A 26,528-nucleotide genomic window follows, 5' to 3' on the forward strand; every position below is an offset into this window, starting at 1 on the left:
ATAATAGTTGGAACTTTTTGCGTAGCAGTGTTATATATTATTAATAGCATAGGTATAATGGGATTAATCCCTGCTTCTGAACTTGTCAGTACTAAAGCTCCTTATGCCGATGCCGCTTCATTATTATTCGGGGGTAAATGGTCAAGCGTAATTACGGTTATAGCCTCGATTATATGTATAGGTACGCTCAATGCTTGGGTGCTAACTAGCGGACAGATAGCTCTTGGGCTTGCAGAAGACGGTTTATTACCGAAATTTTTTGCTAAGAAAAATAGCAATAACGCTCCAACTCACGGAATTATTGTAAGCTGCCTTGGCATTGTGCCGTTATTAGTCTTTACGGCAAATGATAATTTGGCCAAACAGATTACACAAATAATAGATTTCTCGGCAATCACATTCTTATTCGTCTATTTAATTTGTAGCTTAGCTTTTTTAAAGATGATTTTTAGCTCAAAAGAAAATTTTTCGTATTATTATTTACTTATAGCTATAATATCGATTATCTTTTGTGCATGGGTTATCTATGAAACACCTGTTAAAACTCTGATTATCGCTAGTTCTTTTACTATCTTTGGTATTCCTTTGTATTATGGATGGTATAAATGTCATTCCCGTCTATGAACGTTACCTAGCTGGATGCTAAGCCATCATTGCAAGCGACTGCAAGGAGCGTGGCAATCCAGAAAAAATAATAAAAAATTTTTTAACTGGATTGCTTAGTCAATTACTTAAGTAATTTCCTTGCAATGACGGCTCAGCCTCCAAGCGCGACATAAGAGATATAAATATGACAAAACTCCGCATTAATCTGCTTAGAAATTTATTCACAGAATATGATATAGACGGTTATATAATTCCGTCTAACGATAAATATATGAGTGAATATGTTCCAAGCTATGCAAAGAGACTTGAATATATAACAGGTTTTACTGGTTCAAACGGTATAGCTATTATATATAAAGATACAGCATTATTCTTTACCGATGGACGTTATTTAGAGCAAGCAAATAAAGAGCTGGATTTAGAGCTTTTTAAGCTTTTTGACTTAAAAGATATATCTAAGTTTGGTAAAGATGCAAAAATAGGATACGATTCTGAATTATTTACTTATCCCACTATATCAAATTTAAAGTTCAATTTTCAGAAGATTAATGGAAATTTAGTTGATAAGATTTGGCCAAATCAGCCGCTAGAGCCAAACTCTAAAGTTTATTTGCATGATATTAAGTTGGCGGGCGTTAGTCATACTGATAAAATAAGTAAATGTCGTGAATTTTTTTTGGATTCCCGCTTTTGCGGGAATGACACCGAGCAATCTGTCTTAGTCATGCTCGATAGCTCCTCCATATGTTGGTTACTAAATTTACGTGCCAGTGACGTTGCTTATACGCCTTTAATGTTTGCAAAAGTGATACTCACTTCTACACAATTATATTTGTTTATAAATCCTACAAGAATTGATGCCGAAATTATTAATGCTCGTCCTGAAATAACGATTTTACCGGAAGAAGAATTTGAAAATATTTTAAGAGATAGTGAGAATAAACATCTTTCCAAACCAACTTATAGAATTTTTATTGATGATACTATAGCATCTGTTCATATAATGGACTTAGTAGCTGATAAAAAAGTACAAAAAATTACCGATCCATGCTTAATGCTTAAAGCTTGTAAGAACGATGTAGAAATTAAGCATGCAATCGATTTGCATATTAAAGATGCAGTAGCTTTATGTGAATTTTTTGCTGATTTTTCTCAATGTCATCCCCGTGAAAACAGGGATCCAGAAAAACATAATAACGAATTGACCGAGTATTCCCTCGGTTTAAAGCTTACAGAGCAACGAGCTAAACAAGAGGGATATGTTTCGGATAGTTTTCCTGCTATTTGCGGATTTCAGGAAAATAGTGCTATTATTCATTATAGAGCTGACCAAAAAACTGCTAAAAAAATTGAAGGGCAGGGGATATTACTGATAGATTCCGGCGGTCAGTATCAAGGTGCTACTACCGATATCACTAGAACAATAGTAATAGGTACACCGACAGATGAGCAGAAAAAGCGTTATACGCAAGTACTTAAAGGACATATTGCTTTAGCTAAAGCCAAATTCCCAAAAAATATCATCGCAGGAGCTAATCTTGATATACTCGCTCGGCAATATTTATGGCAAGAAATGCTAGATTATCCACACGGTACAGGGCATGGGGTAGGGAGCTTCTTAAGTGTTCACGAAGGACCGCAAAGCATAAATCTTCTTAATAAAACAATACTTAAAGCAGGTATGATCTTATCTAATGAACCGGGGTTTTATGTCCCTGGAAAATATGGTATTAGGATTGAGAATTTGATGTATGTAAAAGAAAATAATGGATGGCTTGAGTTTGAGACCTTAAGCCTAGTTCCTTATGCTAGTAAATTGACTGATATGAAACTACTTAATATTGATGAAATAAACTATATCAAGGAATATTATAACAAAATTAGAGCTAAAATTTATGATTTATTATCCACGCAAGCGAGGCATTGGCTTAATAATGAAATAAATTTATATTGTAATTGACGTTTCCGCTATTTATTGGTATAAAATCTATACATTTCTACATTGGGACGTCGCCAAGTGGTAAGGCAACGGTTTTTGGTATCGTCATCCGGAGGTTCGAATCCTCCCGTCCCAGCCATAAGTAATTGTTGTTCTATAATCTATATTATGGAAAATAAAAAATTTTATATGGTGCATTCGATTGGATTTGAACCAACGACCTTTGCCTTCGGAGGGCAACGCTCTATCCAGCTGAGCTACGAATGCAAATAACTAATAAGAGCGATCTAAAATAAATTTAATAATCGAAAACAAATAGTCTTTATAAATATTCTGAACCGGAATTTTATTTAATAACTTACTTGCTGCATTTTCTAAGTTACTCAAATAATTAACTGTTTCATTGTAAATTTTATGCTTTACCATTAAGTCATGTATTTTTACAAAGTCATCTTTAGTACGCTTATCACATTTAATTATATTTTCAAGCCAAAGCTGCTTATCTTGCGCTAACTTATTATATAAAAAAATCAGCGGTAACGTAACTTTTCCTTCTAAGAAATCATCGCCAATATTTTTGCCTACCTGTTTATCATTACCCAAATAATCAAGCAAGTCATCTATAACCTGAAATATCGTACCGAGTAATTGCCCAAAGTCCTGCATATCTTTAGAAATATGGTCTACCTGCTCTGCTATAATAGCTCCAACTGCACAAGCAGTTCCAAATAGTTCGGCGGTTTTAGATTTAACTATTTGCTGATATTCGTCTATAGTTATAATACGTCGTTCATTTAACTTCACTAGCTGTACTACCTCCCCTTCGGAAATAATTGCTGAAGCTTTAGCTAGAACATTCATAGCTTTAATAGAGCCGGAAGCTACCATTAACTTAAAAGACTGACTAAAGAGGAAATCACCCACTAAAATACTTGTTTTACTGCCCCAAATAACGTTAGCCGTAGGTTTGAATCTTCTTAAAGTGCTGTCATCTACCACATCATCATGAAGCAATGTGGCGGTGTGAATGAATTCAACGGCACTTGCAAGCTTTATATGATTATCGCCTTTATAATCAAACATTTTAGCAGTTATTATAGTTAAAAGCGGACGAATTCTTTTACCGCCTGCTTCTAGTAAATATTTACCGACCTTTTCTATTAACTCTTCATCACTTTTTAAACAGCTAATGATTAAATTGTTTAACTTAGTTACTTCATCTTTTAAATCTTGCTGTATTTTTACTATAATATTCATGGTTGGTATTTTTATACTCGTGCCAAAATCCTGAGATTGCCACGCTCCTTTCAGTTGCTTGCAATGATGATTAACGCAGTTCATCGAGTATACATTCCTCTAATATTTTTTGATTAACATTAGGAATTAACTCCATAATTTTTTCTTTTACATTTTCACCGGGTTGCACTTTTTTTACTGCTGCTTGATATAAAGATAAATAATATAAAGGTATAAGTTTATTTATATCATCTATATTACCTATTTTAGCTTTGTTTAAATCGGACAAATCAAACACATATTCAATGCTAGCATCAATTAAATTAGATGAATTCGGGTGATCAGAAATAGTTTTTAAAAATGATTTCAAAGCATTCCCGTATACTTCCTTACTCTCTTCCGAAAAATCTTTAAAATCCCCTACTCCGTATATATATGCACTTAAAACATCTATTATTCTAGAGTAATCATTAATTATTATCGTACCTTTACTGTAAGAATCTTTAAGAGCATTTACTATAGTTTCATTTGTTATATTAAATCCCGATGCGTTTGAATAGAGACTTAAAGCATTTATCTGTGCTCTAGTTAATTTGTTTAATTCAGTTACTAAATTAATATTTAAATTAAAATTATATTCCCTATCTTCAAAAATACTAAAATTATATTGTTCATTATTATTTAAAATATAGCTTAGTTCATTATTAAAATCTTTATATAGCTTATTATCAGAAAGTTTAAATAAATAGGTTTGCTTATCGTAATATTTCTTTATAAATTCTAATGAACCTATTATAAAACCAGGTTTTAGCTTAAATTGCGAATCTACCCAAAGATCAATATTATTATTGCCGAAATCGTTTAACTTACCTTTATATAATAAATTAATATTATTTTCAAAGTTATTACTATTGATTTTTGCATTAGTAACTTCAATTGTTAAATCTTTAGCAATATCTTTAAAATTCACACTACTAGTACTAATCAAGAAATTACCGGAAAATTTGAAATTATTATTCCAAGCGGGTCTATATAATAATAAGCCGGCAGGTATTATTCTATCCTCAAGGTTACTCTGTACTATTTCGGTTTCATAATAAATTGCTAATTTTTGCGGTATGTTATCAAGGAAATCCTGTTTACTTGTATAATACTTACTTTTGTCAAATAACATAGTAAGTATAGTATGATCTTCTTCATATAATTTTTGATTATCGACTAAGTCAAAAATTTCTGTTTTACCGGAAGTAAATTTAATATTTTCTATTAAATTTATAACTTCAAATAAATCTTTTTTAAATCGTACTATTTCAAATAATTTAAAATTTAACGGTATTTTTGTTGATAACATACAGTTCTCATTATAAAATCTTACTCCAAAGCCTCTTTGAACCGGCTTAAATTTTCCGAATGCTTCTCCAGAAAAATGTATAAATAATTTCTGCTTAAGTAAATCATAACCGATATTTATCGGTGTGGTAAATTCAGTTACTCTATTAATACTCTCTTCTTGCCAATTAATTACTGAAATACCTAATTTGAAAGGAAAACCATATGGCTGAACTTTAGAAAACTTAATAAGATATTGCTGATTAGGATTATTATCAGCCTCTTCTATATTAAGGTTGGTACCAGCATATTTTTGATTTATAGAGTGTGATAAAGAGAACATAATAGTAAACCACAACCCACTATATGCGAGTATAATAAAGATAGTTATAAATAATATTATTTTAAGAATTTTTTTCATCTTTAAATCGGTATTATAGTGTGATTTTCTTTTGTTGTATGGATAAGTTTTTTCGTCATTGCAAGGAAAAATTGAAAATTTTGACGAAACAATCTCAGGAGTTTGTTATTATTGCATGAGATTGCCATGCAGTCTACGACTGCTCGCAATGACTTGGTGGTATATCCACGCAACAATACCCGCTTGCAATGACGTTTACTTACACAGCTCTATATATTCCTTATTCAATTTTATAACGTTCCAAATCCATAAACTCATCATAACTATAAAAGTTACTAATAAATATATTATAATAGAATCAAACGTAGCAGTCGGAATAATAATAAATATCAAAGACTGTATAAATGCTCCAAGCGATTTACCGAATTTAGTACCTATTACCTCTACGGCAACTTTTCCCTTAGTTCTAAGCTCTAAAGATAAAGGAATATACGCCATTTCTTTTGTTGAATCGAATAATGAATATTTGGACGATTTACTCAGTATGTTCTGAATTGCTCCAACAATAATCGCTGCATATAGAAGATTAAAATCACCGAAACATTTTCCTATTTCTTCAATAAAAATTATAAAGATAAAAAACATCAAACCGGTAATAGACAACATAATAGGAGTTAATAATGCCGAAATGAGCCAACCGAGTCTTCTAAGAATATTACTGCCTATTATCATGAAAGTAACGCATGATATCCCCATCCAAATATTAAACCTGCCCATAAAGTGAACATAGTCTATAGTGTTGGGATGTAATTCTTTTATTTTTGCTTTCCAAGGTCCTTCAACTATATTTATTAATAATCCATAACAGATTATTAATAAGGCAATACGACCTATATATTGTGAGTGAATTACTAATTTGATACTTTCAATTACCGAAAGTTTTGTTTTCATTTTAGCTGTAACTTTTTTTGCATCTAAAACATTTATGGAATCTGTTAAAATAAATCTATTTATTATTCTAAATAGAAGCATAGCAATTATTCCTGCAGTAACAATAATTGACATGATTGGCTGAAGCATTATAGCATTTCCGACAGATAAATTAAAAGCATCCGGTAATAATTCTGCATCAATGCCGTCCTGCCCGTTTGAGAAAAAGACAAGTACGCTGCCTGCTATTATAAGACCGATATTACCGACCATTCCAAGAACGGGATAGAATCTTTTAGCTTTAGAAGTATCAAAAATGTGATTGGCAAACTGCCAAAACATTAAGTTTATGACTACTGCACTCCATAATTCCGCGAAAATATACATCAGTGCATAACTCCATTGACTACCTATTTTAATAAACCATTTAAAATGAGGGTATGAAGCAATTAATTTATTTATCATTTCATCATTAGGATGATAAATATCTTGATTTGGATAAATAATATAGGCAAATAATAAGAAAAATAGTAAAAAACTGCCGACTATAATGTAGAAAATATATTCAAAATTTAAGTTATTACTAAGTTTAACATAAAGTACGGTAAAAATTACGCACGAGGGTAATACTAACCATAATTTTAAGAAGCTAATAATTTCAGCCCCCATAGAGGGTACTACTAAACTATCTTTGATAGATCTTAAAGCCCCAAAATTAAAAAGGATACATAACATCATTAAAGCCATAGGTATAAATAGCTTTAATTCTTTCCTTTCTATAGGCCACATTATTTCTTTAACTTTTTCAAAGAAAATTTTAGGCGGTAACATTTTTATTGTAACCTTACATATTAAAGTTAACTTTTAAATCTCTTAAGTGCTAAAGTCAATTAAAATAATTAATTTATACTACTCCAAGGTGTTATTTCTTTATATCACCAGTAATATTTTGTGATCTTATCTAATTTGTCCTGATTTGTCTTCCATAATTCCTGCTTATCGGTATATGTAAAACAGTTCCATCTCATCAATAAGATTTAATAAATCTTAGTTAGGAAAAGAAAAATCACATTTTGACTTTTGTAAAGTTTTTAAAAACATATTTTTATCTTGCATTTTTTGCATATTTTTTAAGTTTAAAAATACTACCCCGCTATTTTTATAAGAATGAGCTATATTTCTCTTACATTCTTTTGTCACTTTATGACTAATCTATGGGAGTTATTTGAAAACAGTGCACTTATAAAAAATACATATGGATTAATGATTATCAGTTAATTAATGTTCAAAATATTTCTGATGAAAAATTAAAAGAAAAAGCTTGGTCTGGAATCTTGCAGTTTTTTTTAAAACATATCCACAAATGAGATTTATTAAAGAGATGGCAAGAAGTAGCTGATCTTTTACCAGAATTTATTAAAGTTAATATCGGTATAGATTATATAGAGCTAATTTTGTCCTCTACACCTTGAATCAGATTAGGGAAAATGATAAAATAGAAATAGAAAAAATACTTAAATCGCATTTAAACCCTGCATTAGGAGGAAACCTTATGAATAGCTTAACGCATAGCTGGAAACAAGCAGGTATTGAAGAAGGTAGAAAAAAAAGAAAATTACTATGACTAAAGAAATGAAAAAAGAAGGGCTTTCTTTAGAAACTATTATGAAAATAACAAAATTAGATAAGAACGATATTGAGACATTAAAATAACATGATTACATTACATGCTGCAAATCAACAGAATACTCACATTTTTGCATATTAAGCCTATAGGCACTTAGAGCTAAAGGCATATATACTCGATCAACTTCAAAAATTGGCTATGTTGTTTCATAAGCTCTGCGGTACTCACGTATTAAGTATACGCTCCGCTCCTCGCCTTATAGACTCCTTGCTCTTGTTGAAGTTGATCTTCGTCTATCAATTCTTCATTTACTCGAAGTATATAAATTCATGTTAAATAACTCTCGTTTATGTATTATTTGGTTGTTTGGGCTTATTAGCGGTTTTAATCTAATGATTACCGGTAATACTTTAAATTATTGGCTTGCTAAAGAAGATATAGCACTGCAAACAATCGGTATATTATCATTCATAACGCTTCCCTACTCTATTAATTTCTTGTTAGCACCGATTTTTGATGCAGTGCAAATTAAATATTTAAACAAAATATTCGGTCATAGATTATCTTGGATTTGCTTAACTAGTAGTGTATTGATATTTCTTATATATATTTTCAGCTTTCTAGATCCTAGAACTAATCTATTATTATTTGCTTTCACAGCTTTAATTATTTCTTTTTTTAGTGCTGCACAAGATACTATATTAAGTGCTTTAAGAACGGAAATAGTACCTAAAGAATCGCTTGGGTTTACTTCAGGAATATATATATTCGGTTATCGGGTCGGTATGCTTTTAGCCGGTTCTGGAGCTATTTATTTATCTATTTATTTAACATTTAATGAAATATATAAAATATTTGCCGGTTTAGTATTTATTTATTTAATTTTATTGATTGTAGGAATTAAGTATTGTTATTTAAACGAGAACATACATATACAGATAATCAAGAATGATACAAAAAATAATCAAAATAAAAAAAACATAATAAATTTTATATATAATGCGTTAAAACCTATAGGTTCTGTTTATTTCATTATTCTTATATTAATTTTCCTAGTATTATATAGGTTACCGGATAACTTAATTAATGTTATGATTAATCCGTTTTTACTTCATCTTGAGTATGATGCTTTTGAAATAGCAAGCGTTGGAAAGTTTTGTGGAGTTGTAGGAGCTATAATCGGTGGACTTGTCGGCGGGGTTATTATGAAACATAAAAATATATTAAATAGTATATTTTTATTTGGTATTATTCATGCTTTAGGACATATGTTATTTATTTTTCTTGAAATAAACGGTAAAAATTCTTTATTATTATTTATTACGATAGGCATAGCAAGTATTACCGGCGGTATGACAATGACTGCTTATATCGCTTTTATTTCTGCACTCTGTCAAGGTCAATTTCGAGCTACTCAATATTCTTTTCTTTCATCGATGATGGGGATTTCGCGCTCAATTTTTCCTATAATTTCAGGCTATATGGTAGTAAATTTCGGTTGGCAAAATTTCTTTTTATTTACTACTATTATAACTATTCCGTCTTTATTAATATTATTAAAAATAAAAACTAAATTACAATAATGAATGATATATATTAAGTATAATATTTTTAATACCGTATTTTGCTATTTCTTCCATTATACCAAGTATTTTTATATTAAATCACAGTGCAAAATATCGTAGCTTCAAAAAAGCTCTACCTAGTGTAATTGTTGCTTATGTTATAATATACTTATACATATAATCGTTTTCAATCATGATTTCTTCTTTATTTTTATGATTTGATATATAACAAATACCTTTTTTCATAATTGGATTTATTTTTCTAATCTGTATGGAATATAATACTCGGCATCAATCATATTTTAATTTAACAATAGAACCTTAGCCTATTTCTATGTAGAAACAAAGTTTAGTTTCTATATTGTGATGTCAATATTATCTATATTAAACCCATATATAATGAGTATATTAAATATTGGTTTTTACAAATATCAAGGAAATGACATTAAAATTATTTACATGTTTATTTGTATATAGTTTTTATCATTGGCAATAATTGGTTATAATATTAGAAAATTAAATAAAAATGCTATAATATTAAAAATAATTAATAAAATGGGAGCAGTAACAATTTGGAGCATAGCTCTAGTATATAAAATGGCTATTTAAATGAATAATGATATATTAAGTGCTTTTTTACATGGCATCGTTTTAGCTCTCGGTTTAATAGTGCCGCTCGGAGTACAGAATATTTTTATATTCAATCAAGGAGCAACACAGCCAAAGTTTAGCAAGGCTTTACCTAGCATAATTGCAGCCTCAATATGTGATACTATGCTTATATGTATGGCAGTTCTTGGGATATCTTTGTTAATTCTTGAAATTTCTTGGTTAAAATTATCTATATTTATTGTTGGATTTATTTTCTTAATTTATATGGGATATAATACTTGGAATCAGCCGCCTATTGATCTTACAATGAATTCCAGGGCTTTTTCAGCTCAAAAACAAATTTTATTTGCTATATCGGTGTCAATATTAAATCCGCATGCAATTATGGATACGATTATAGTAATAGGTATTAGTGCTTTAAAGTATAGCGGTATTGCAAAAATTATATTTACCTTAACTTGCATACTTATATCTTGGATATGGTTTTTTTCTTTAGCAGTTGCAGGTTATAATATTAGAAAGCTAAATAAAAGTAGTACGATTTTCACTATAATTAATAAAATAGCTGCTATTATTATTTGGGCAGTTGCTTTTTATATTGGAGTACAAATATTGTATGCAATCGGTTTTATTAACTAGACATATTGAAGAAAATAATGAAACTATAAAGGAAATAAGTAAATATAATTTAGATTTACGTGATATTCATTGTCCTTTAATTAAATATAAAACTCTAGATTTTAATATCGATATTTTAGATAATTACTCAAATATAATAATAACTAGTAAATATGCAGCAAGTATCTTAACCGGTCATAACTTAAAACAAGATATTTGGGTAGTAGGTAGTAAGTCAAAACGATTATTAGGCAAGAAAGTAATGTATACTGCTAAAAACGTGGAAGATTTGATTAAGCATTTTCCTCCTGATTTATATGAGCAGACTATATATTTATCTTCAAATGAAATTACTAAAGATTTACCTAGCAAAATAGCTAGACATATCATTTATAATGTAGAATATTTGAATGAGCTGCCCGTATCTATTATAAAAGCATTTAAAAATAATATTGATTTTATATTACTTTATTCTCAAAATAGTGCTAGGACTTTAGTAAAATTATTATTGCAAAATAATTTACTAGAGTACTTACAAGATAGTTTAGTTGTAGCCATAAGTTTGAAAGTTGCAAATATAGTTAGACCTTTTATAAAAAATGTGGTTTATTGTGATGATCAAAACCTTAACGATATAATCAAGTTATTATCTGAAAATGCACAAATTCGATAGTTTATTTAAAAGCAAAAACATCTTTTTTATAGCAATATTTGTCTTATCTTCTTTTACTCTTTATCATAATAGATCCGATATTTTAAAACTTTTTAAAAGTGAAAATAAGGATTTAAGCCAAATTCCTGATCAAGCAGTAGAAAATAAAGAAAATACTACCCTGGAAGAAAAGGAAGCAGCTCCTCTATTATCTACCAAGTCGCTTTTAAATTACGTAAGTTCTTTAAAGTTTCCTGAAGCACCGACTAATTTATTAGAACCAAAATTAGAAACTGTAGTCAATTCAGCTTCATTTGGATACAAAAAACAAGGAGCGAAGAAGCCTATAACTAATAGGAGAGCGACGAGTGATGAGGTAGGCGTATGGGTATCACTTGACTATATTAATTACTTATTAAATGTAAATCTATTAGTATATAATTTCATGCAAGATAAGGATTATAGTAAAGAACTAAGAATAGTAAAATCCCGTCTGCTACCTCAAGATATAAGGAATATTTTAAATAACTTAGAAGCATATAATAATTATCTTTTTTCTAAATCAAGTAGTACGGAAGTAATTTTTCCTACCAACCATAAGTGGCTGGCGAAGTTTATCAAAATTGAAAAAAAACCTTCTGCTATGATGATAAAAGAACAAGATAAACCTCTAATTTTAGAGAACTTAAACTATCTAATCGATTGTCTTTATTCAGAAAAATTTATGCAGGAGTTTGTAAATAAAGATGTTTAGGTTATTATTAATATGTGCTACTTTTTTACTGCTTTATTTCGGGTTTACTTTTATAGAGAGCTTTGATTCAAAAGTTTTTATTAGTTTATATGATTATAATATAGAGACTAACTTGTTCTTTAGTCTTATTTTAGGCCTTTTATTACTAATTTCTTGTTTTATTGTCATTAGATTTCTAATATTAATTATCGATTTACCATCTAAAATACATAATATTTTTAGTAAACGAAAAATTAATCATGATAGATATGCTTTAATTTTAGCTTTTGCCGAATATATTATGAATAATAAAGTTAAATCTGCTTCTATTGCTCGCAAAAATTTATCTTCTGAAGATCTAAAAGATTCACAAGAATTCCATAATTTAATCTTAGCCGTAACTGAAGAGGATGTAGATAGAAAAATTTCCTATTTTCAAAAACTTATTACATCTAAAGAATTTGTTTTTTACGGTAGCAAAAATCTAGCAAAACTTTATTATGATAAATCTTTTTATGAGAAAGCAGAAAATTACGCAACCAAGGCTTATAATTTCAATGAACTTGATATTGACAATTTAATTACTTTAATGCGTTGTTATGCTAGACTTTCTCTATGGACAAAATTTATTTTTATAACGAATAAGCTCGCAAAATTTCATAAACATGAGTCTATGCCGGAAATTGCTGAGTATTATTTATTAGCAGTGAAGCAAGAAATAGAAAGTAATAATACGGCTAATGCTATAGATTATTTGGCAACGGCTGTAGATTTAAATTTTTATAACGACGAATTACTAGAATTTTACTTTAATTTAAATAATAAGCTTAATGTTAATAAAAAGATCAAAATATTAAAAGATGCTTTTCGTATTATCCCTTCTTTAAAATTAGTGCAGCTATTTAAAAAATTTACTTCTCTATCAGATAGGCAAATTTATGAAGAATTAACTCAAGAGTTAGATGCTAAAAAAGATGAAATATTAATTTTAGCAATAGAAGCTTATTTAGAATTGTAGACGTTGTGATATGGATTCTTTTATGTTATTCCCACGAGATATTGTTGCGTGGATACCGAGTCGTCATTGCAAGCAGCCGTAGGCTGCGTGGTGATAAAAAAATTCTGTAAATCAGAATTTTTACTGGATTGCTTCGTCAATTGCTACGCAATTTCCTCGCCATGACGACTTAGGTACCTGCAACAACACCTGCTTGCAATGACGGATAAGCCAAACCACACAACAAAAACTAATATAAAAATAATTTCTTTGGGTGCTTACTAATTTCTTCATTTACATTATTATTATGGTGATGATAATTAGATTGAATTGTTATTAAATAATCATTTATTGCTTTAGAAAATTCTTCAGTTTTATAACGAAAGAAATGGTCAGCTCCATTAATAATTTTATAATCAACTTTAATATGGGATTGTTGCTTAGATAATCTATTTGCTAGGTCTTTTACATCATCTGCCGATACTATACTATCATTATCTCCCTGTAATATAAACCCTGGAATAGGACAAGGTGAGAGGAATGAGAAGTCATATTTATGAATTGTATTAACCGGCGGTGAAATAGCAATAAAATGATTTATTTCCGGACGTCGCATTACAAGTTGCATAGCTATCCATGCTCCGAAAGAAAATCCTAATATCAGATTAGACTGAGCATTTGGGTTATTCTGCTGTAACCAGTCGAGAGCTGCCCCCGCATCAACCACTTCACCAACTCCGTTATCAAATTTACCTTGTGATCCCCCTACTCCTCTAAAATTAATACGTAAGACTGTATAACCGTTATCTGCTAAAATCTTATAGGCATTATAAACTACTTTATTATTCATATTACCCTCATATAAAGGATGAGGATGAAGAACTAATGCAATAGGGGCGTTAGGCGCGGTAGCTTTTGCATATCTTCCTTCAATTCGTCCTTCCGGACCGTTAAAATAAATTTGTGGCATAATTATTCATAATATTTAATTTGTTCGATATGATATTTTACCACTTTTTCTTATTAGTGCAACTATTCTGAATTAAAATATGAGTGTATTGACGCATGCCGCCATATATACTAAAATGTGGTCAAATCAATTGGATGTAATTACAAAGAGCGAGAAGCGCAGCCTTATAGATAATTGGAGAACGACGAGAGACGATGTAAGTGAATTCAAATCATTTGACTATAGCGGATCATAATAACTGAATGGAGCTATATTATAAATACAGTAGATATTAGATTACGCGTTTCAGCAGATATAAAACTTGAAGCAGCAGAAATATTTAAGCAAATGGGGATGACTATGTCAGAAGCCATGAGGATATTTTTCTAACTCAATGTATAAATAGCGGCGGTTCGCCTTTCAAACCACATATTAAGATTCCTAATGAAAAGACTATAAAAACTTTTGAGAATACAGATAAGCAAATTGGTTTAACTATCGCAAATAATACAAAAGAAATATTTAATAAGTTAGGCACCTAATTTGTATCATCATTACAAACGACTAAAAACTTTGTTGTACGACTTCTATGTCATTCCTGCGAAAGTGGGAGTCTAGAAAGGATCACCTTAATACTAGTATAAAAATTACAGATTATTGACAAAATAAACCTAAAAAAACAAGTTTTTTATAGGTTTTACTGGATTCCCGGTTTCGCGGGAATGACATATAAAGATTATCTAAGAAAATACTGCTCGCTCCACTGCATCTACGCTATGTTGCACTAAATCCTTAGCAATTTCTTTAGTAATCATCTTTTTTAGACCGTTTTTAAGTTCTTGTCTAACACATCCAAGCATTTGCGGTTCTGCTACAATAATCAATTCCTTATATTTAGCTTGATCAGCAGTAGTTACTTTCTCTAAATGTTTAATAACGCTCCTTGCTGCTTCTTTATGTGCTATATCTTTTAGCGAAGTATGCGGCTCAAACAACGAAGCCGGTGTAGATTTATTTTGGTAAAGGCTTTGTCTTTTTTCTCTATGGTGGTGATGCTCCTCTAAATCCAAAGATAATTTTAAAGGTGTATTAGTAGTAATTTTAACTCCTTGAGCGTCGTAAAGCATCATTTGCTTACTATCGATAACCGCAATTAATTTTAACGCTGTTGTCCTGACCATAAATACCTCCATAAGAACTAAGTTGTAATTTTATGATAATACTAATTATTTTTAAAACCTAATATTAATTTAATAATTTTTGCTTTTCACTGTTAATAATTTGCTCAACCTTGTCATTAAGTATACGTACGTCTGTTTGCTCTATTTCTTCTTTTTCTATTACACCTATAATCTTTATCTTTATAGTTCCAGGTTGCTTAAACCAAAAACCTCTAGGCCAAAATAAACCGGCATTATGAGCTATCATCACAATTGGAACTTTAGTAATTGAAGCAAGCTTTACGGCACTTGGTTTAAATTTGACCGTTTTATCAGGCGGAACTTTAGTTGATTCCGGAAATATTATTAACCATAATCCTTCTTTTATTTTTTCCTGACCTTCTCTTAAAATCTGAGCAACCGAACTATTAGTACCACGGTCAACTGCAATAGGTTTAACCATCCGAAGTCCCCAACCAAGCAGGGGTATATTAAATAATTCACGCTTTAATACCCAAGAATGTTTAGGAATAATCAGTTGCATAAACATTTGATCCCAAAAGGATTGGTGATTAGACACGACGATTGCAATAGTTTTCGGTAATTTCTCAAGCCCCTCTACTTCATATTTTAAACCGCAACAAATTTTTGCAAGCCACACAAAAGCATAAGAAAAGATAATGGCAATTCTATATCTTATTTGATAGTTGACATTGAAAAATGTTACTGGTATGTAACATATAAGAAAAAAAATAAATGTAAATAACGATAATAATCCGTAAAATGATAAAATTCTTAAACGCCACAGCATAATTATTAAGATAATTATATTAATAAAAATGGTATTTATAACATAATTTTACAATGAGTAAAATAAAAAGGTATTAAATGAAAAAAACTGTTCTTTCCGGTGTGCAAGCAACTGGTTCTTTACATCTCGGTAACTATCTTGGTGCAATTAAAAACTGGGTTAAAATGCAGGAAGAATATAATTGTTTTTTCTTCTTAGCAGATTTGCATGCTATCACGGTTGATATTAAGCCATCAGAACTTAACAATTCAATTATGGAGGTGCTTGCTATTTATTTAGCAGCAGGGCTTAACCCCGACAAAGTAACGATTTTTGCCCAAAGTATGGTGAAAGAGCATACTGAACTTGCTTGGCTACTAAATTGCGTTACACCGCTTGGATGGTTAAAGCGCATGACGCAATTTAAAGATAAAGCAGGTAGCGATCAAGACAAGGCTTGTCTTGGGTTATTTTCCTATCCGGTACTTATGGCAGCGGATATCTTAATATATAAAGCCGATATAGTGCCTGTAGGTGAGGATCAGAAGCAGCATTTAGAGCTAACAAGAGATATTGCAGGGGTAATAAATAGAAAATTTAACAAAGAAATTCTAAAAGTTCCTGAGGTTTTAATTAGTGAAACAGGCACAAGAATCATGAGCTTACGGGATGGATTAAAGAAAATGAGTAAATCTGATATTTCGGATTTTTCCCGTATCAATTTAAAAGACGATAACGATCTTATTCATCAAAAAATAAAAAAAGCCAAAACCGATCATTTAAGTTTTGTTAGCTATGATCAAGAAACAAGACCGGAAATTAGTAATTTATTAGATATTTATAGCAGTTTATCCGAAGAAAGCTTGGAAAAAATAATCGGTAATTATCAAAACCAAGGTTTCGCAAAATTTAAAGAAGATTTGGCAGAAATTATTATTACAAATCTACAACCAATACGTGATAAATATTTAGAATTAATGAATGATAAAGGATATTTATTAAAAATACTGCACAAAGGAGCAGAAAAAGCAAGAATTAGAGCTTCTGAAACGGTTAATGACGTGAAAAAACAATTCGGATTTGTAATTTAGATTCATATATTGCAAGATTTCCCTTGAAATATATAAGATTATTTGGTATGAATTTTCTTGGATAGGTGGCCGAGTGGTTTAAGGCACTAGTCTTGAAAACTGGCGTACGGGCAACCGTACCGTGGGTTCGAATCCCACCCTATCCGCCAGCTCAGTTTATAGTATTATACCCTTTTATTTGCTTTATAGTGCTTAGTATATTTATCTAGTAAAATCCTAATCATTTTTTGATAAGGCACATGTGCAGTTGCTGCTTCTGATTTAAAAAGTTCTACGCTCTCTTTACTTAAAGACATGGTTACTGTTACTGAATCATCTTTTAATAAAAGTTCTCTAGGATGTGGTAAGAAATCTTTTACTATTTTTACTTCCCCTATTTCCCCATCAGTGTATTTTATCTCTTGCTCATAAATTCTCTTGCCTTTACGCCAGTATCCTGCTCCAAAAATTCTTATATTTGATATCTAGAAAAGCTTTTTGAGCTTCATAAAAGCTTATGTTATGCTACCAATATTAATTTTTACCAATATTAATTTTATTTTTTTCTTCATCCCATTCAAAAGAAGAATGCATTTTTAGCCTTTAATCGATTAATTTAATAATACTTAGCTCTATACTAAATGTCCATATATGTAATTTAAAATCACTATCTTTACTAAATTCTAATAGACCTTCTAAATGATTTTTTTGTATAGAAGAAGCAATTTTAACTTCAAATGCATCATTATTTTGAAATATAAAATCAACCTCATATCCTTCTTTAAAATAATTCATCTCTTTTGTTGTTTTAATATTTATAAGCCATTAATTCTAAGAATACATAATGCTCAAAAGATTTACCAGCATCAAGCCCTGTCATTTCCTGATATTCCATATTTCCTTAGGTAATTTTTGCTAAGTGCGGTATCGAAAAGGTAAAATTTAGGCATTTCCGTAATAATTTGCCTTTTGCTCAGTGATCTATACGGATAAAGATGATATCCTAAATATATATCTTCTAATATTTCAAGATATGTTCTAACGGTTTTTGCATCAACACCGCAATCTCTTGCTATATTACTATAATTTATCATCTTATCGTTTGAAATGCCTATAATCTCTAGAAACCTTGCAAGTGCTTTGCGTTTTCTTAAATTTGCTTCACAAACTGTACTTCAGGTAAAATATAGTCATATAAATAGGACGCAAGATATTTATGAATCTTTTTTGATGCAATATAATGATCAGGTATTAGTCCATGATTAAAAATTTTATGCCAATCAAGCTCTTTTATCTCAGAATAGCATAGAGCAGCAAAAACATATATCTCCAAGCTCTTCTGCCAAGTAAATTGCTACCTGTTGATTTTAAGCGCCTGGTACTGGAGCAGCAAAGGATAAATTGTAAAGATTTATTAGATTCTATTAAATAATGAACCTTATCTAACAGTAAGGGAATTTTTTGCACCTCATCAATAATAATAGTTGAGATGCCGTCTTTTGACTTAAATTCTTCTCTTAAACGTTCAGGATTTTGAAAGTAAACTTTATAGGATATCAGCTTGTAATAAATCTATATATATCCGGAAAACGTTGTTTCAGATATGTTGACTTACCAGTTTTACGTGCTCCCCACAAAAAACAGGACTGTCCTTTTGGTAATTCTAAGTCTAAAAATCTTTGTATTGTCATGATAATATCGTGCAAATTTAGATATTTTAGGAGTATATTCCCTAAATATCTATTTATCTAGTTGATTTAAGAGGTTATCTGTAAATAAATTGTAATTAGCAAGTAAAGAGCTGTTTTAGCAAAAATTGATAAGATTTTTGATAGGGTGTTATTCATATTTCAAAAAAATCTTATAATTTGCAGCAAAAAAGAATTAAATTATCGATTAAAATTTATTTACAGATAGCTTCCAACATCATTTTAGCGGCTTTTATGCCTGCTTCTGTTGAAGTTTTTATATTGGTAGTTTCGGTATGGAAAGTTATTTTACTGCCATCAAGGTTACCGAGCATAAAATTAGTTTGTATATTAGACATCTTCCCACACTCTACTTCTAGGGGTAATTTGTACGTCAATCCGGTACTCGCATCTGTGCGATTGCTTTTGTACGCTGCTGCGGTGGCAAGTGCTTCTGTGTTTCCTTCAAATACCTCCCTATAAGCGAGTTTGGAAAGATGTCTAGGATTTGCATCTAGATATTGTGAATAAGCAGCAATCGGGGTGCAGCAATTAGCATCTAGATACTCTAAAAATGCTCTTTCGGGTTTTATGAGCTCAAAAGTGGGAAGATGATTAATTTGGTTGCATATCTCAAGCATAGCATTATCATCTTTTCTAATCTCAACTGCAATGACTCCCTGCCCTATACATGGTAACATCTGTGAATACTCTATCAAATGGCAATACTCCGGATTAAACACCTCTAACCTTTTAAGACCTGTATATGCTAAAATTGTTGCGTCAACTTCGCCGGTCATTAGCTTTTTTATTCTTGAATCAACATTCCCTCTAAAAACCGTTACCTTTAAATCCGGTCTTATTTTTTGGATAAATGCTTTTCTTCGTACTGCCGAGCTACCTATTACGGCATTTTGCGGCAGCTCTTCTATAGATTTATATTTTAGACAAACAAAAACATCTCTGGGATCTTCACGCTCTAAAACAGCAGCTATTACTAGCGGTTCAGGTATTCTACCCGGTACATCTTTTAAAGAATGAACAGCTAAGTCAATTTTTTTATCAAGCAAGGCTTGCTCTATTTCCTTTAAAAATAAAGCTTTACCGCCTATATCGTATAATGGTTTATTTTGGATTAAATCCCCGCTAGTAATAATCGGCACTATTTTACAATTGATATCAGGAAAAAATTGTTTGATTTGCTGAATAACTAAATTAGTGTGTATTAAAGCAAGTGGACTTTTTCTTGTACCTATTCTGATAGAATTTGTCATTTGTTTTCTACTATTTCAAAAGGGCTAGTAAAACTTAAAACATTACTGTTTATAATTACTTCATGATTCATAATAACTGGATGATTTACTTCTCCATGCACTATTCCTGCTGCTTTATAAGTTCCAATATTTTGAATATGATTTAAACAAAAACTTTTTATAGCTTGTTCTACAAACTCATCCCCTTTAGTAAAATCACCAAAGATTATTGCCTTTATGCATTCAAATATACCGGTATTTTTTAATTGAACTAGATTACGATGTACGGCATAGGCTTTTTCATTAACGTCTTCAAGCAATAGAATTTTATTGTCATCCCCGTGGAAACGGGGATCCAGTATTATTTTTTCTGGATTCCCGCTTCCGCGGGGATGACATAAAGCAGCATAGGAATGAGAATGAATTTGCAAACCAGTACTAATCAATTTAGTTAAAACCGTTAAATTCCCGCCTGTTATTGTACCTGTTATATTTTCCTCACTAATTTTCTTTATAGGTATAAGTTGTATTCCACTCTTTTCTCCTTTAAGAACATTTATTATAGGCATAATATCCTGATTAGTAGGCGATAGTAACGAAGTTAACACTGAACCGTGAATAGTTGGGATATTATAATGATTATTTAGTGATAAATGCAAAACGGTAATATCGCTATAGCCTATCAGGACTTTATCCCCTTTTTGTTCTATATTAAAACAATCTTCTACAAATTCACTGCATCCATATCCGCTACGAAAAGCCCAAATTATTTTAACCTGTTCATTTTCCATAGCTTCTGTAAACATTCTTAACCTTTCCTCTTTAGAAGTAGCGAAAAAAGGCAATGCATCACCTGAAAAAATCTTATCATCTACTAAAGTTTTAAAACCATGCAACGCTAGTATTTTAATAGCTTCCTTTAATTTATCTTGTGCATCTAGACAGCTTAACGCCGGTTCTATAATTGATATAAAATCTCGTTGTTTATTAAAAATAATTTTTTTCATAATAATGTCATACCGTGGCGGGGCACGGTATGACAGCAAACAGTACTGTATTCCTGTGATCAATGGAATGACATTTTCAATTATAAAGGCATCGTAAAAATAAAAGTAGTCTTTCCCTGTTTATCGTTTTCTGCCCAAATTTTTCCGGCGTGCAGTTCTATTACTTTCTTACATAATGCAAGTCCTACTCCTCTACCTCCTGCCGTACGTGTTTTAGAGCCTACGACAAATAACACCGAATATACTCTGCAATTCCTCTTTCAGTACTCCTATTCCATCGTCTTTTATACTATAAAACAAGATATTATTTTCTTGCATGTGTAGATCAATTTTTATTATTCCCTCACTACAATAATTTAACTAGATTCTCAATTATTTTATAATATTTATCCATTTGAGTTTGAAATAAACTTATATTTTGATTACTCGGATTATTAGTAATAAGCGGATATTTATTGTAGAATATAAAGCAATATAATTATTTTGACCAAGATCATTAATATCTCCACCTAATTGTGTAAATTTTTCAATTTGTGTCTTACGGAAATCATCAGAAATATGCGATTCCATAGCAACACGGAAAAAATTACGAATTTGTGCTTTCTCAGTTGAAACACATTTTGCCATAAGTGCAGGGTTATGATGAAATACATCAATAACATTGGAGCTATTACTCCAAATACCCCATTCAAGTATAGTATTACCGTTTGTATCTTTCTTATCCCAATTAGTGTCAGGGATGAGGATCATTTTGTTTAATATCTGTACAGCAATATTTGCTAAAACATTTTTAACATTCTGATCTTATTATTGAGGTATTAAACTACAAAGAGCTTCAAAAATATTAAGTTTGTTGTTAACATTAGTTCTGTTTAATATAGCCGGTATTAATTGTATGTTTCCTGAAGTTAATAATTGAAAAGGTGTATACATAAAAGTCTCCAAATTTATATTAATTTTTTATAAAAAATACCATGAAATATGGTTTGTGTCTTGTGTGTCTGTTTATAATTATAATAATACATGAAAACTTGATAAATGTCAAGTAGTTATTAAAAAATTAACTATTATTTAATACCAAGGTGCGAGAGATAAGTTGATTTTAATCCCTTTAACGGTAACTTCAGCTTCTTTATCGGCAAGATATTTTTCTTCTCTGATTAAGGCGATTGCTTTATTGTGATAACTTGAGCATATTACGCCGATTTTGTTGTTATCTGCGAGTATTTCTGCATCTTTAACTAATGAAGATAAATCTTCATCTGCTGTAATTTTATATATCTTTCTTCTTATAACTCCTTGATATTTAGCCCTTGAAATCACTTCCTGCCCGACATAACAACCTTTATCAAAACTAATTGCATTTAACTCCTCAGCACCATACATATTTGGAATAGATTTATCTGTGATTAAATCTTCCACACCATCTATTATTGCAAAATTATATTTATCTTCTAGGTATATTGGATTCCCATTTTCACGGGGAGATGTTGTTGAGGGGGGCGGTTCCCCCTCTATCACCCTGTGGCTTGACCACGGGATCCAGTCTTTTTTAATTATTGTATGGATACCGCACAACGGTATGACATCGAGCTTATTTATTGAGCGGAAACCAAGCTTAGCATAACGAGGATCACGAACCGTAATTAGCGAGTCTATATCTAATTTTTGAAGTGAGTAGATAACTTTATACTCGTTACTACAATCTATTACTTGTATTTTTGAGCGAAATTTATAGAAGTTTAAATACTCTATCAAAGCAGCTTTATTACTTTTATCAATATCAAGGTAAATTTCCTCAGGGTTATGAACATATACGAAAAAATCAAATAAATATCTTCCTTGATTATTAAGCAAATAAGTATAGCAATAATTATAGTCAATTGATTTGGACTCGCCTACTGCGTTACTCATCGTCTTGCCTATTATTATAGGCTTCGCTCCTCGCTCCTTGTATCCGAATTCAACTGAATTGACTATACTCTTACAAATATTGTTAGTAATGAGATTTTGTAGGAACTTTACGGAATCGAAACCTATTATTTTGATAACTTCTCTATTACTTAATATTTCATACATAATTATAATATTATTGACTTTATAGGTTCCTCACTACTATACTCTAAATTTATATAAATTAAACTTAATAATCATGAGATGTTCATCATACTGTACTTCTTCCGAATATAAGATGAGTGATCTAGTGACTAATTTAAAAAAGATTGGTCTTGAACCTCAACATTTTGATGATGTTTTATATATTCGGAAAGAGATAAATAAAGATTCTGATTTTATAGAGATATTTTTCTTTCCGTTTGGTTGTGTAACTATTTGGGGCGGCGATGAAATTCAAGAAAAAATAGTTTTAAGCGATACTGATTTAGTACCAGTAAATAAGCTTAAAGAGCCGGTATCCGATTATATTTATTTTGAATATAATACGGAAGTCAAGAAAACATTTATTGATGAAGAAAAAAATAAAATAATCTTAGCAGATAAATCAGTTTTTGTTAAACTTTCTATTTCCCATGCTCTTGCACAATCGGTTAAACTTAGCGTTCTTGAGCAATCTGTTAGTAACTTGATTGTTCAGACAACCCCTATACAACAGGAACTAGCTAGAACCGGTAGCGTATCGCTTTCTAAAAAGGAGATATTACAGCAAATAGGTATATTATTTAACGAGCGTTATTCAATCAGTTTGCATAGCGATATATTCGATACTCCAGAATTTTTTTGGCGTCGTCCGAGTTATGAGCCTCTATATCTCATGACAGCAGAGTTTCAAGACATAGAAATACGGCAAAATATAATGAATCATCGTCTTAATATGATTCACGAGCTTTTAGACATTCTGTCAAACGATCTTAATTATAAACATTCCACCAAACTTGAGTGGATTATTATTATTTTAATCGGTCTTGAAGTGGTTCTGTCGTTATCTCATACTAATCTTTTCTTAAAAATTATCGGAGCTTTATAAATAGCTTCTATGCAAATTATCGATAATCAAAAAATATTAGAAGAATTTTGTAACCGGTTAGCAAATAAGGCATGCTTAAGCATAGATACGGAATTTGAGCGTCGCTATACTTATTATGCTCAACTTAGTATAATTCAAGTTAAGGCAGAAGAATATTGCGGAATAATTGATGCATTAAGCAATTTAGATCTGAATATTTTTAATAAGCTGCTTGCAGATAATAATATTACTAAAATATTTCATGCTCCTCGTGAAGATTTAGAGATTTTCTATAATTTATTTAAAACACTACCTGCTAATGTTTTTGATATACAAATTGCAGCAAATATTTGCGGATTCGGTAAACAGCTAAGCTATGATGACCTTTGCTATAAGCTAATCGGTATTACTATCGATAAAACCCACCAAAAATCTCACTGGCTAAAACGCCCTATTACTAGTGATATGTTAAATTATGCAATGTTAGACGTGGAGTATTTGTATAAGATATATAAAGAGTTAAATAATATAATTGTTAGAAATAATTTAACTAATAAATATCAAACTACTCTTAGTGCTTTATTAGATGTTAGAAATTATAAGGTTGAGCCGAAAGATGCTTGGAAAAAAATAAAATATGGAAGTGATGATAAGAGTTTTAATCACAAAATTCAAATGCTTGCAGCTTATCGTGAAGAGAATGCACAAACTATAAATATTCCTCGTAAGCATTTTATTTTAGATGAAGATTTAATAAAGCTTAGTAAATATCCGCCATTGAATCACAAGGATTTTAAAAATCTAAATTTAAAAAGCAAATATTTACACAAACAAAAATATAAAGATGCAATAATAAGTTTGTGTAATAACTTATAACAAATCGAATAACTTGTAGCCTATTATGAATAGAAACAAATTAGCCAACTAATATAACTGATATCTCACTATCTTGTACTACTTTGACATATTCGTTGTATACATAATCAGGCAAGTTACTAAATGCCTGGGCTATGATAAGTGTCCCTACTCCTACTAATGCTAATTGAAAGCAAATATCTCCAGTCTGAGTATTGCCGGATATTTGTCCTGTTTCTAGCCAATCTCCAACTGCTTGTGCAAAAAAAGCAAAAGGTACACCGATCAATACGACAATTTTTTTATTATATCAACCATTTTACCCTAAGTTGATTTTTATAATAAAATATAAATTAATATTTTATACAATAAAAAGTTAAGGTTATTATACTGAAATCATAAATTTAAGCTTACGATCATGAGATTCAATCAGAAAATTATCTATTAATTGTTCTTTTAAACAAACTCCGGCGGTTAATATATTTCGGTTATTATTAAGATATCGGTCAAAATGTCCTTGGCCGTATCCAAGTCTATAACCCTCCTTACTAAACGCAACTCCTGGGATAATAACTAACTCAGGAATAAAAAAATCATTATTTATAGGTTCATAGGTTTTCAAAGCCCCTAAAGCCAATTGATCGTTATAATGATAAGAACAATATTTTATCTCATTTTTTATGATTTTCGGTAGGAAGAATCTTATTTCAGGATGTAAGTTTGTTATTTCAAGTAAGTTAATTTCGTATTTTAGAGGAAAGTAAAGTCCTACTGTCTTTACTTTTAACTCCTGTAATAACCGGCTAATTTTATTAATTAGAGAGTTTTTGACTAAATCGGAATTAATCTTATCTTGGTTTTTTATTAAAAATTCTTTGAAATTAAGACGCAGCTCTTGTTTGGTCATAAATATCCTTAAATTCGTCATTGCGAGCGACTGAAGGCCTTGTGGTATGGCTCGCTTCATCTCTGTCATCCCACGACTTGTTCGTGGGATCTAGTTAAAAATACTAATATTATTAGTATTTTGAGTGGTGTTACTGGATACCGTGGTCAAGCCACGGGATGACACCGAACTGATTTTTCAAGCCATGCAACAATGCCGCGACTGCAAGGAGCGTGGCAATCTCATAAAGCAGGACGCTTTAGATTGCTTCGTCAAAACTTACAGTTTTTCCTTGCAATGACGTAGAAATATATCAAATATTAATAGTCCTCTTATCTATACTAAGTGCTGCCTCTTTTATAGCCTCACTTAAAGTTGGGTGAGCGTGGCAGGTTCTTGCTATATCTTCTGAAGCTGCTCCAAATTCCATATAAGCCGTAAGCGCGGCAATTAATGTACCTGCATCAGCTCCTATAATATGAGCTCCTAAAACCCTATCGGTTTTACTATCGGCAAGGATCTTAACCATACCTTCCGTACTACCGATTGCTCTTGCTCTACTATTTGCTAAAAACGGAAACTTACCGACTTTATAATTAATGCCTTTTTCTTTTAGCTGTTCTTCCGTTTCACCGACGCTTGCTACTTCAGGATAAGTATATATTACGCTTGGAATTAAGTTATAGTTAACATGTCCTGCCTG

At 30.7% G+C, this 26,528-nt stretch carries 28 protein-coding genes, 3 tRNA genes and 4 pseudogenes; 15 read left to right on the top strand and 20 right to left on the bottom strand.

Annotated elements, in window-relative coordinates; all coding sequences use genetic code 11:
* From BG75_RS09885 to BG75_RS04190, 3 genes are all read left to right on the top strand, one after another.
* A partial coding sequence (locus BG75_RS09885) for an APC family permease (protein WP_252903648.1) occupies positions 1–624 on the top strand: 624 nt, incomplete at its 5' end.
* Between the two features lie 166 nt (positions 625–790).
* Positions 791–2,566, top strand: a complete 1,776-nt coding sequence (locus BG75_RS04185) for an aminopeptidase P family protein (RefSeq protein ID WP_062811553.1) — start codon at positions 791–793, stop codon at positions 2,564–2,566.
* 43 nt (positions 2,567–2,609) lie between these two features.
* A tRNA-Gln gene (locus tag BG75_RS04190) sits at positions 2,610–2,684 on the top strand.
* Positions 2,685–2,735: 51 nt separating this feature from the next.
* Here BG75_RS04190 and BG75_RS04195 read toward each other — a convergent pair.
* The 4 genes from BG75_RS04195 to tlc3 form a co-directional block, all read right to left on the bottom strand.
* Positions 2,736–2,812, bottom strand: a tRNA-Arg gene (locus BG75_RS04195).
* Positions 2,813–2,818: 6 nt separating this feature from the next.
* Complete coding sequence (locus tag BG75_RS04200) at positions 2,819–3,802, bottom strand: polyprenyl synthetase family protein (RefSeq protein ID WP_062811883.1); 984 nt, start codon at positions 3,800–3,802, stop codon at positions 2,819–2,821.
* A gap of 70 nt (positions 3,803–3,872) precedes the next feature.
* Complete coding sequence (locus BG75_RS04205) at positions 3,873–5,531, bottom strand: hypothetical protein (RefSeq protein WP_062811554.1); 1,659 nt, start codon at positions 5,529–5,531, stop codon at positions 3,873–3,875.
* A gap of 195 nt (positions 5,532–5,726) precedes the next feature.
* Entirely contained in the window at positions 5,727–7,232 is a 1,506-nt protein-coding gene (tlc3, locus tag BG75_RS04210; protein ID WP_062811555.1) for a nucleotide exchange transporter Tlc3, read from the bottom strand.
* 637 nt (positions 7,233–7,869) lie between these two features.
* Between tlc3 and BG75_RS10630 the strand changes: the two are divergent.
* The 7 genes and pseudogenes from BG75_RS10630 to BG75_RS04245 all read left to right on the top strand — a co-directional run bounded on the left by BG75_RS10630 (position 7,870) and on the right by BG75_RS04245 (position 13,226).
* A pseudogene (locus tag BG75_RS10630) lies at positions 7,870–8,114 on the top strand (transposase).
* 243 nt (positions 8,115–8,357) lie between these two features.
* Complete coding sequence (locus tag BG75_RS04220; protein WP_062811557.1) at positions 8,358–9,611, top strand: AmpG family muropeptide MFS transporter; 1,254 nt, start codon at positions 8,358–8,360, stop codon at positions 9,609–9,611.
* Between the two features lie 468 nt (positions 9,612–10,079).
* Positions 10,080–10,202: a hypothetical protein gene (locus BG75_RS04225; RefSeq protein WP_012150903.1), complete on the top strand. Its 123-nt coding sequence runs from the start codon at positions 10,080–10,082 to the stop codon at positions 10,200–10,202.
* The gene (locus BG75_RS04230) at positions 10,203–10,844 is read left to right on the top strand and encodes a LysE/ArgO family amino acid transporter (protein WP_062811558.1); all 642 of its coding nucleotides are present in this window, start codon (positions 10,203–10,205) and stop codon (positions 10,842–10,844) included. It begins immediately after the preceding gene.
* Positions 10,822–11,496 (top strand): uroporphyrinogen-III synthase, encoded by a 675-nt coding sequence (locus tag BG75_RS04235; protein WP_062811559.1) that lies wholly within the window; start codon positions 10,822–10,824, stop codon positions 11,494–11,496. Before BG75_RS04230 ends, BG75_RS04235 begins: the two co-directional genes overlap by 23 nt.
* Positions 11,480–12,229: a palindromic element RPE2 domain-containing protein gene (locus tag BG75_RS04240; RefSeq protein WP_062811560.1), complete on the top strand. Its 750-nt coding sequence runs from the start codon at positions 11,480–11,482 to the stop codon at positions 12,227–12,229. The genes BG75_RS04235 and BG75_RS04240 overlap by 17 nt, the downstream gene beginning before the upstream one ends.
* A complete protein-coding gene (locus tag BG75_RS04245) occupies positions 12,222–13,226 on the top strand; it encodes a tetratricopeptide repeat protein (protein ID WP_062811561.1) in 1,005 nt (334 codons plus the stop codon). Before BG75_RS04240 ends, BG75_RS04245 begins: the two co-directional genes overlap by 8 nt.
* Positions 13,227–13,455: 229 nt before the next feature.
* Here BG75_RS04245 and BG75_RS04250 read toward each other — a convergent pair whose 3' ends face one another.
* A complete protein-coding gene (locus BG75_RS04250; protein WP_062811562.1) occupies positions 13,456–14,175 on the bottom strand; it encodes an alpha/beta hydrolase in 720 nt (239 codons plus the stop codon).
* A 294-nt stretch (positions 14,176–14,469) separates the two neighbouring features.
* On the opposite strand from BG75_RS04250, the gene BG75_RS09890 reads away from it, so the two are divergent.
* On the top strand, positions 14,470–14,544 hold the full coding sequence (locus tag BG75_RS09890; protein WP_252903730.1) for a type II toxin-antitoxin system RelB/DinJ family antitoxin: 75 nt from the start codon (positions 14,470–14,472) through the stop codon (positions 14,542–14,544).
* 350 nt (positions 14,545–14,894) lie between these two features.
* Here BG75_RS09890 and BG75_RS04255 read toward each other — a convergent pair whose 3' ends face one another.
* Together BG75_RS04255 and BG75_RS04260 are read right to left on the bottom strand one after the other, a co-directional pair.
* Entirely contained in the window at positions 14,895–15,335 is a 441-nt protein-coding gene (locus tag BG75_RS04255) for a host attachment protein (RefSeq protein ID WP_004998294.1), read from the bottom strand.
* 64 nt (positions 15,336–15,399) lie between these two features.
* Positions 15,400–16,125, bottom strand: a complete 726-nt coding sequence (locus tag BG75_RS04260; RefSeq protein ID WP_062811563.1) for a lysophospholipid acyltransferase family protein — start codon at positions 16,123–16,125, stop codon at positions 15,400–15,402.
* 77 nt (positions 16,126–16,202) lie between these two features.
* On the opposite strand from BG75_RS04260, the gene trpS reads away from it, so the two are divergent.
* Together trpS and BG75_RS04270 are read left to right on the top strand one after the other, a co-directional pair.
* Positions 16,203–17,195: a tryptophan--tRNA ligase gene (trpS, locus tag BG75_RS04265; RefSeq protein ID WP_062811564.1), complete on the top strand. Its 993-nt coding sequence runs from the start codon at positions 16,203–16,205 to the stop codon at positions 17,193–17,195.
* Positions 17,196–17,254: 59 nt separating this feature from the next.
* Positions 17,255–17,344: transfer RNA gene (locus BG75_RS04270), tRNA-Ser, on the top strand.
* 15 nt (positions 17,345–17,359) lie between these two features.
* Here the strand turns inward: BG75_RS04270 and BG75_RS09900 are convergent.
* The 10 genes and pseudogenes from BG75_RS09900 to BG75_RS04315 all read right to left on the bottom strand — a co-directional run bounded on the left by BG75_RS09900 (position 17,360) and on the right by BG75_RS04315 (position 23,201).
* Positions 17,360–17,644, bottom strand: coding sequence for a hypothetical protein (locus BG75_RS09900; protein WP_252903732.1), 285 nt, complete (start codon positions 17,642–17,644; stop codon positions 17,360–17,362).
* Between the two features lie 133 nt (positions 17,645–17,777).
* Positions 17,778–17,969: a hypothetical protein gene (locus BG75_RS09905; RefSeq protein ID WP_252903649.1), complete on the bottom strand. Its 192-nt coding sequence runs from the start codon at positions 17,967–17,969 to the stop codon at positions 17,778–17,780.
* An 81-nt stretch (positions 17,970–18,050) separates the two neighbouring features.
* Positions 18,051–18,283: pseudogene (locus BG75_RS09910) on the bottom strand (DUF4143 domain-containing protein).
* Positions 18,284–18,464: 181 nt separating this feature from the next.
* Positions 18,465–18,746 carry an AAA family ATPase gene (locus BG75_RS09915; protein WP_368072224.1) on the bottom strand — a complete coding sequence of 94 codons (282 nt, stop codon included), beginning with the start codon at positions 18,744–18,746 and terminating at the stop codon, positions 18,465–18,467.
* A gap of 331 nt (positions 18,747–19,077) precedes the next feature.
* Positions 19,078–20,136 carry a hydroxymethylbilane synthase gene (gene hemC, locus BG75_RS04295; protein WP_062811566.1) on the bottom strand — a complete coding sequence of 353 codons (1,059 nt, stop codon included), beginning with the start codon at positions 20,134–20,136 and terminating at the stop codon, positions 19,078–19,080.
* Positions 20,133–21,122, bottom strand: a complete 990-nt coding sequence (locus BG75_RS04300) for an LD-carboxypeptidase (RefSeq protein WP_062811567.1) — start codon at positions 21,120–21,122, stop codon at positions 20,133–20,135. The genes hemC and BG75_RS04300 overlap by 4 nt, the downstream gene beginning before the upstream one ends.
* Positions 21,123–21,202: 80 nt before the next feature.
* A pseudogene (locus BG75_RS10635) lies at positions 21,203–21,482 on the bottom strand (sensor histidine kinase); the annotation flags it as partial.
* Between the two features lie 51 nt (positions 21,483–21,533).
* Positions 21,534–21,872: a hypothetical protein gene (locus BG75_RS04310; protein WP_062811568.1), complete on the bottom strand. Its 339-nt coding sequence runs from the start codon at positions 21,870–21,872 to the stop codon at positions 21,534–21,536.
* A gap of 57 nt (positions 21,873–21,929) precedes the next feature.
* Positions 21,930–22,055 (bottom strand): hypothetical protein, encoded by a 126-nt coding sequence (locus BG75_RS10365; protein WP_305140726.1) that lies wholly within the window; start codon positions 22,053–22,055, stop codon positions 21,930–21,932.
* A 138-nt stretch (positions 22,056–22,193) separates the two neighbouring features.
* On the bottom strand, positions 22,194–23,201 hold the full coding sequence (locus BG75_RS04315) for a YgfZ/GcvT domain-containing protein (RefSeq protein ID WP_062811569.1): 1,008 nt from the start codon (positions 23,199–23,201) through the stop codon (positions 22,194–22,196).
* A 112-nt stretch (positions 23,202–23,313) separates the two neighbouring features.
* On the opposite strand from BG75_RS04315, the gene BG75_RS04320 reads away from it, so the two are divergent.
* Together BG75_RS04320 and BG75_RS04325 are read left to right on the top strand one after the other, a co-directional pair.
* A complete protein-coding gene (locus tag BG75_RS04320) occupies positions 23,314–24,105 on the top strand; it encodes an RMD1 family protein (protein ID WP_012150942.1) in 792 nt (263 codons plus the stop codon).
* A 9-nt stretch (positions 24,106–24,114) separates the two neighbouring features.
* A complete protein-coding gene (locus BG75_RS04325; protein WP_062811570.1) occupies positions 24,115–24,960 on the top strand; it encodes a ribonuclease D in 846 nt (281 codons plus the stop codon).
* Positions 24,961–25,000: 40 nt separating this feature from the next.
* Here BG75_RS04325 and BG75_RS04330 read toward each other — a convergent pair whose 3' ends face one another.
* From BG75_RS04330 to BG75_RS09920, 3 genes and pseudogenes are all read right to left on the bottom strand, one after another.
* Positions 25,001–25,228, bottom strand: coding sequence for a hypothetical protein (locus BG75_RS04330; protein ID WP_062811571.1), 228 nt, complete (start codon positions 25,226–25,228; stop codon positions 25,001–25,003).
* Positions 25,229–25,324: 96 nt separating this feature from the next.
* A complete protein-coding gene (locus BG75_RS04335; RefSeq protein ID WP_062811572.1) occupies positions 25,325–25,846 on the bottom strand; it encodes a 5-formyltetrahydrofolate cyclo-ligase in 522 nt (173 codons plus the stop codon).
* Between the two features lie 292 nt (positions 25,847–26,138).
* Positions 26,139–26,528 (bottom strand): annotated as a pseudogene (locus BG75_RS09920) (dihydrolipoyl dehydrogenase); the annotation flags it as partial.

This window comes from Rickettsia endosymbiont of Proechinophthirus fluctus, assembly GCF_001602635.1.
In the GTDB taxonomy this organism is placed as follows: Bacteria; Pseudomonadota; Alphaproteobacteria; order Rickettsiales; family Rickettsiaceae; genus Rickettsia; species Rickettsia rickettsii.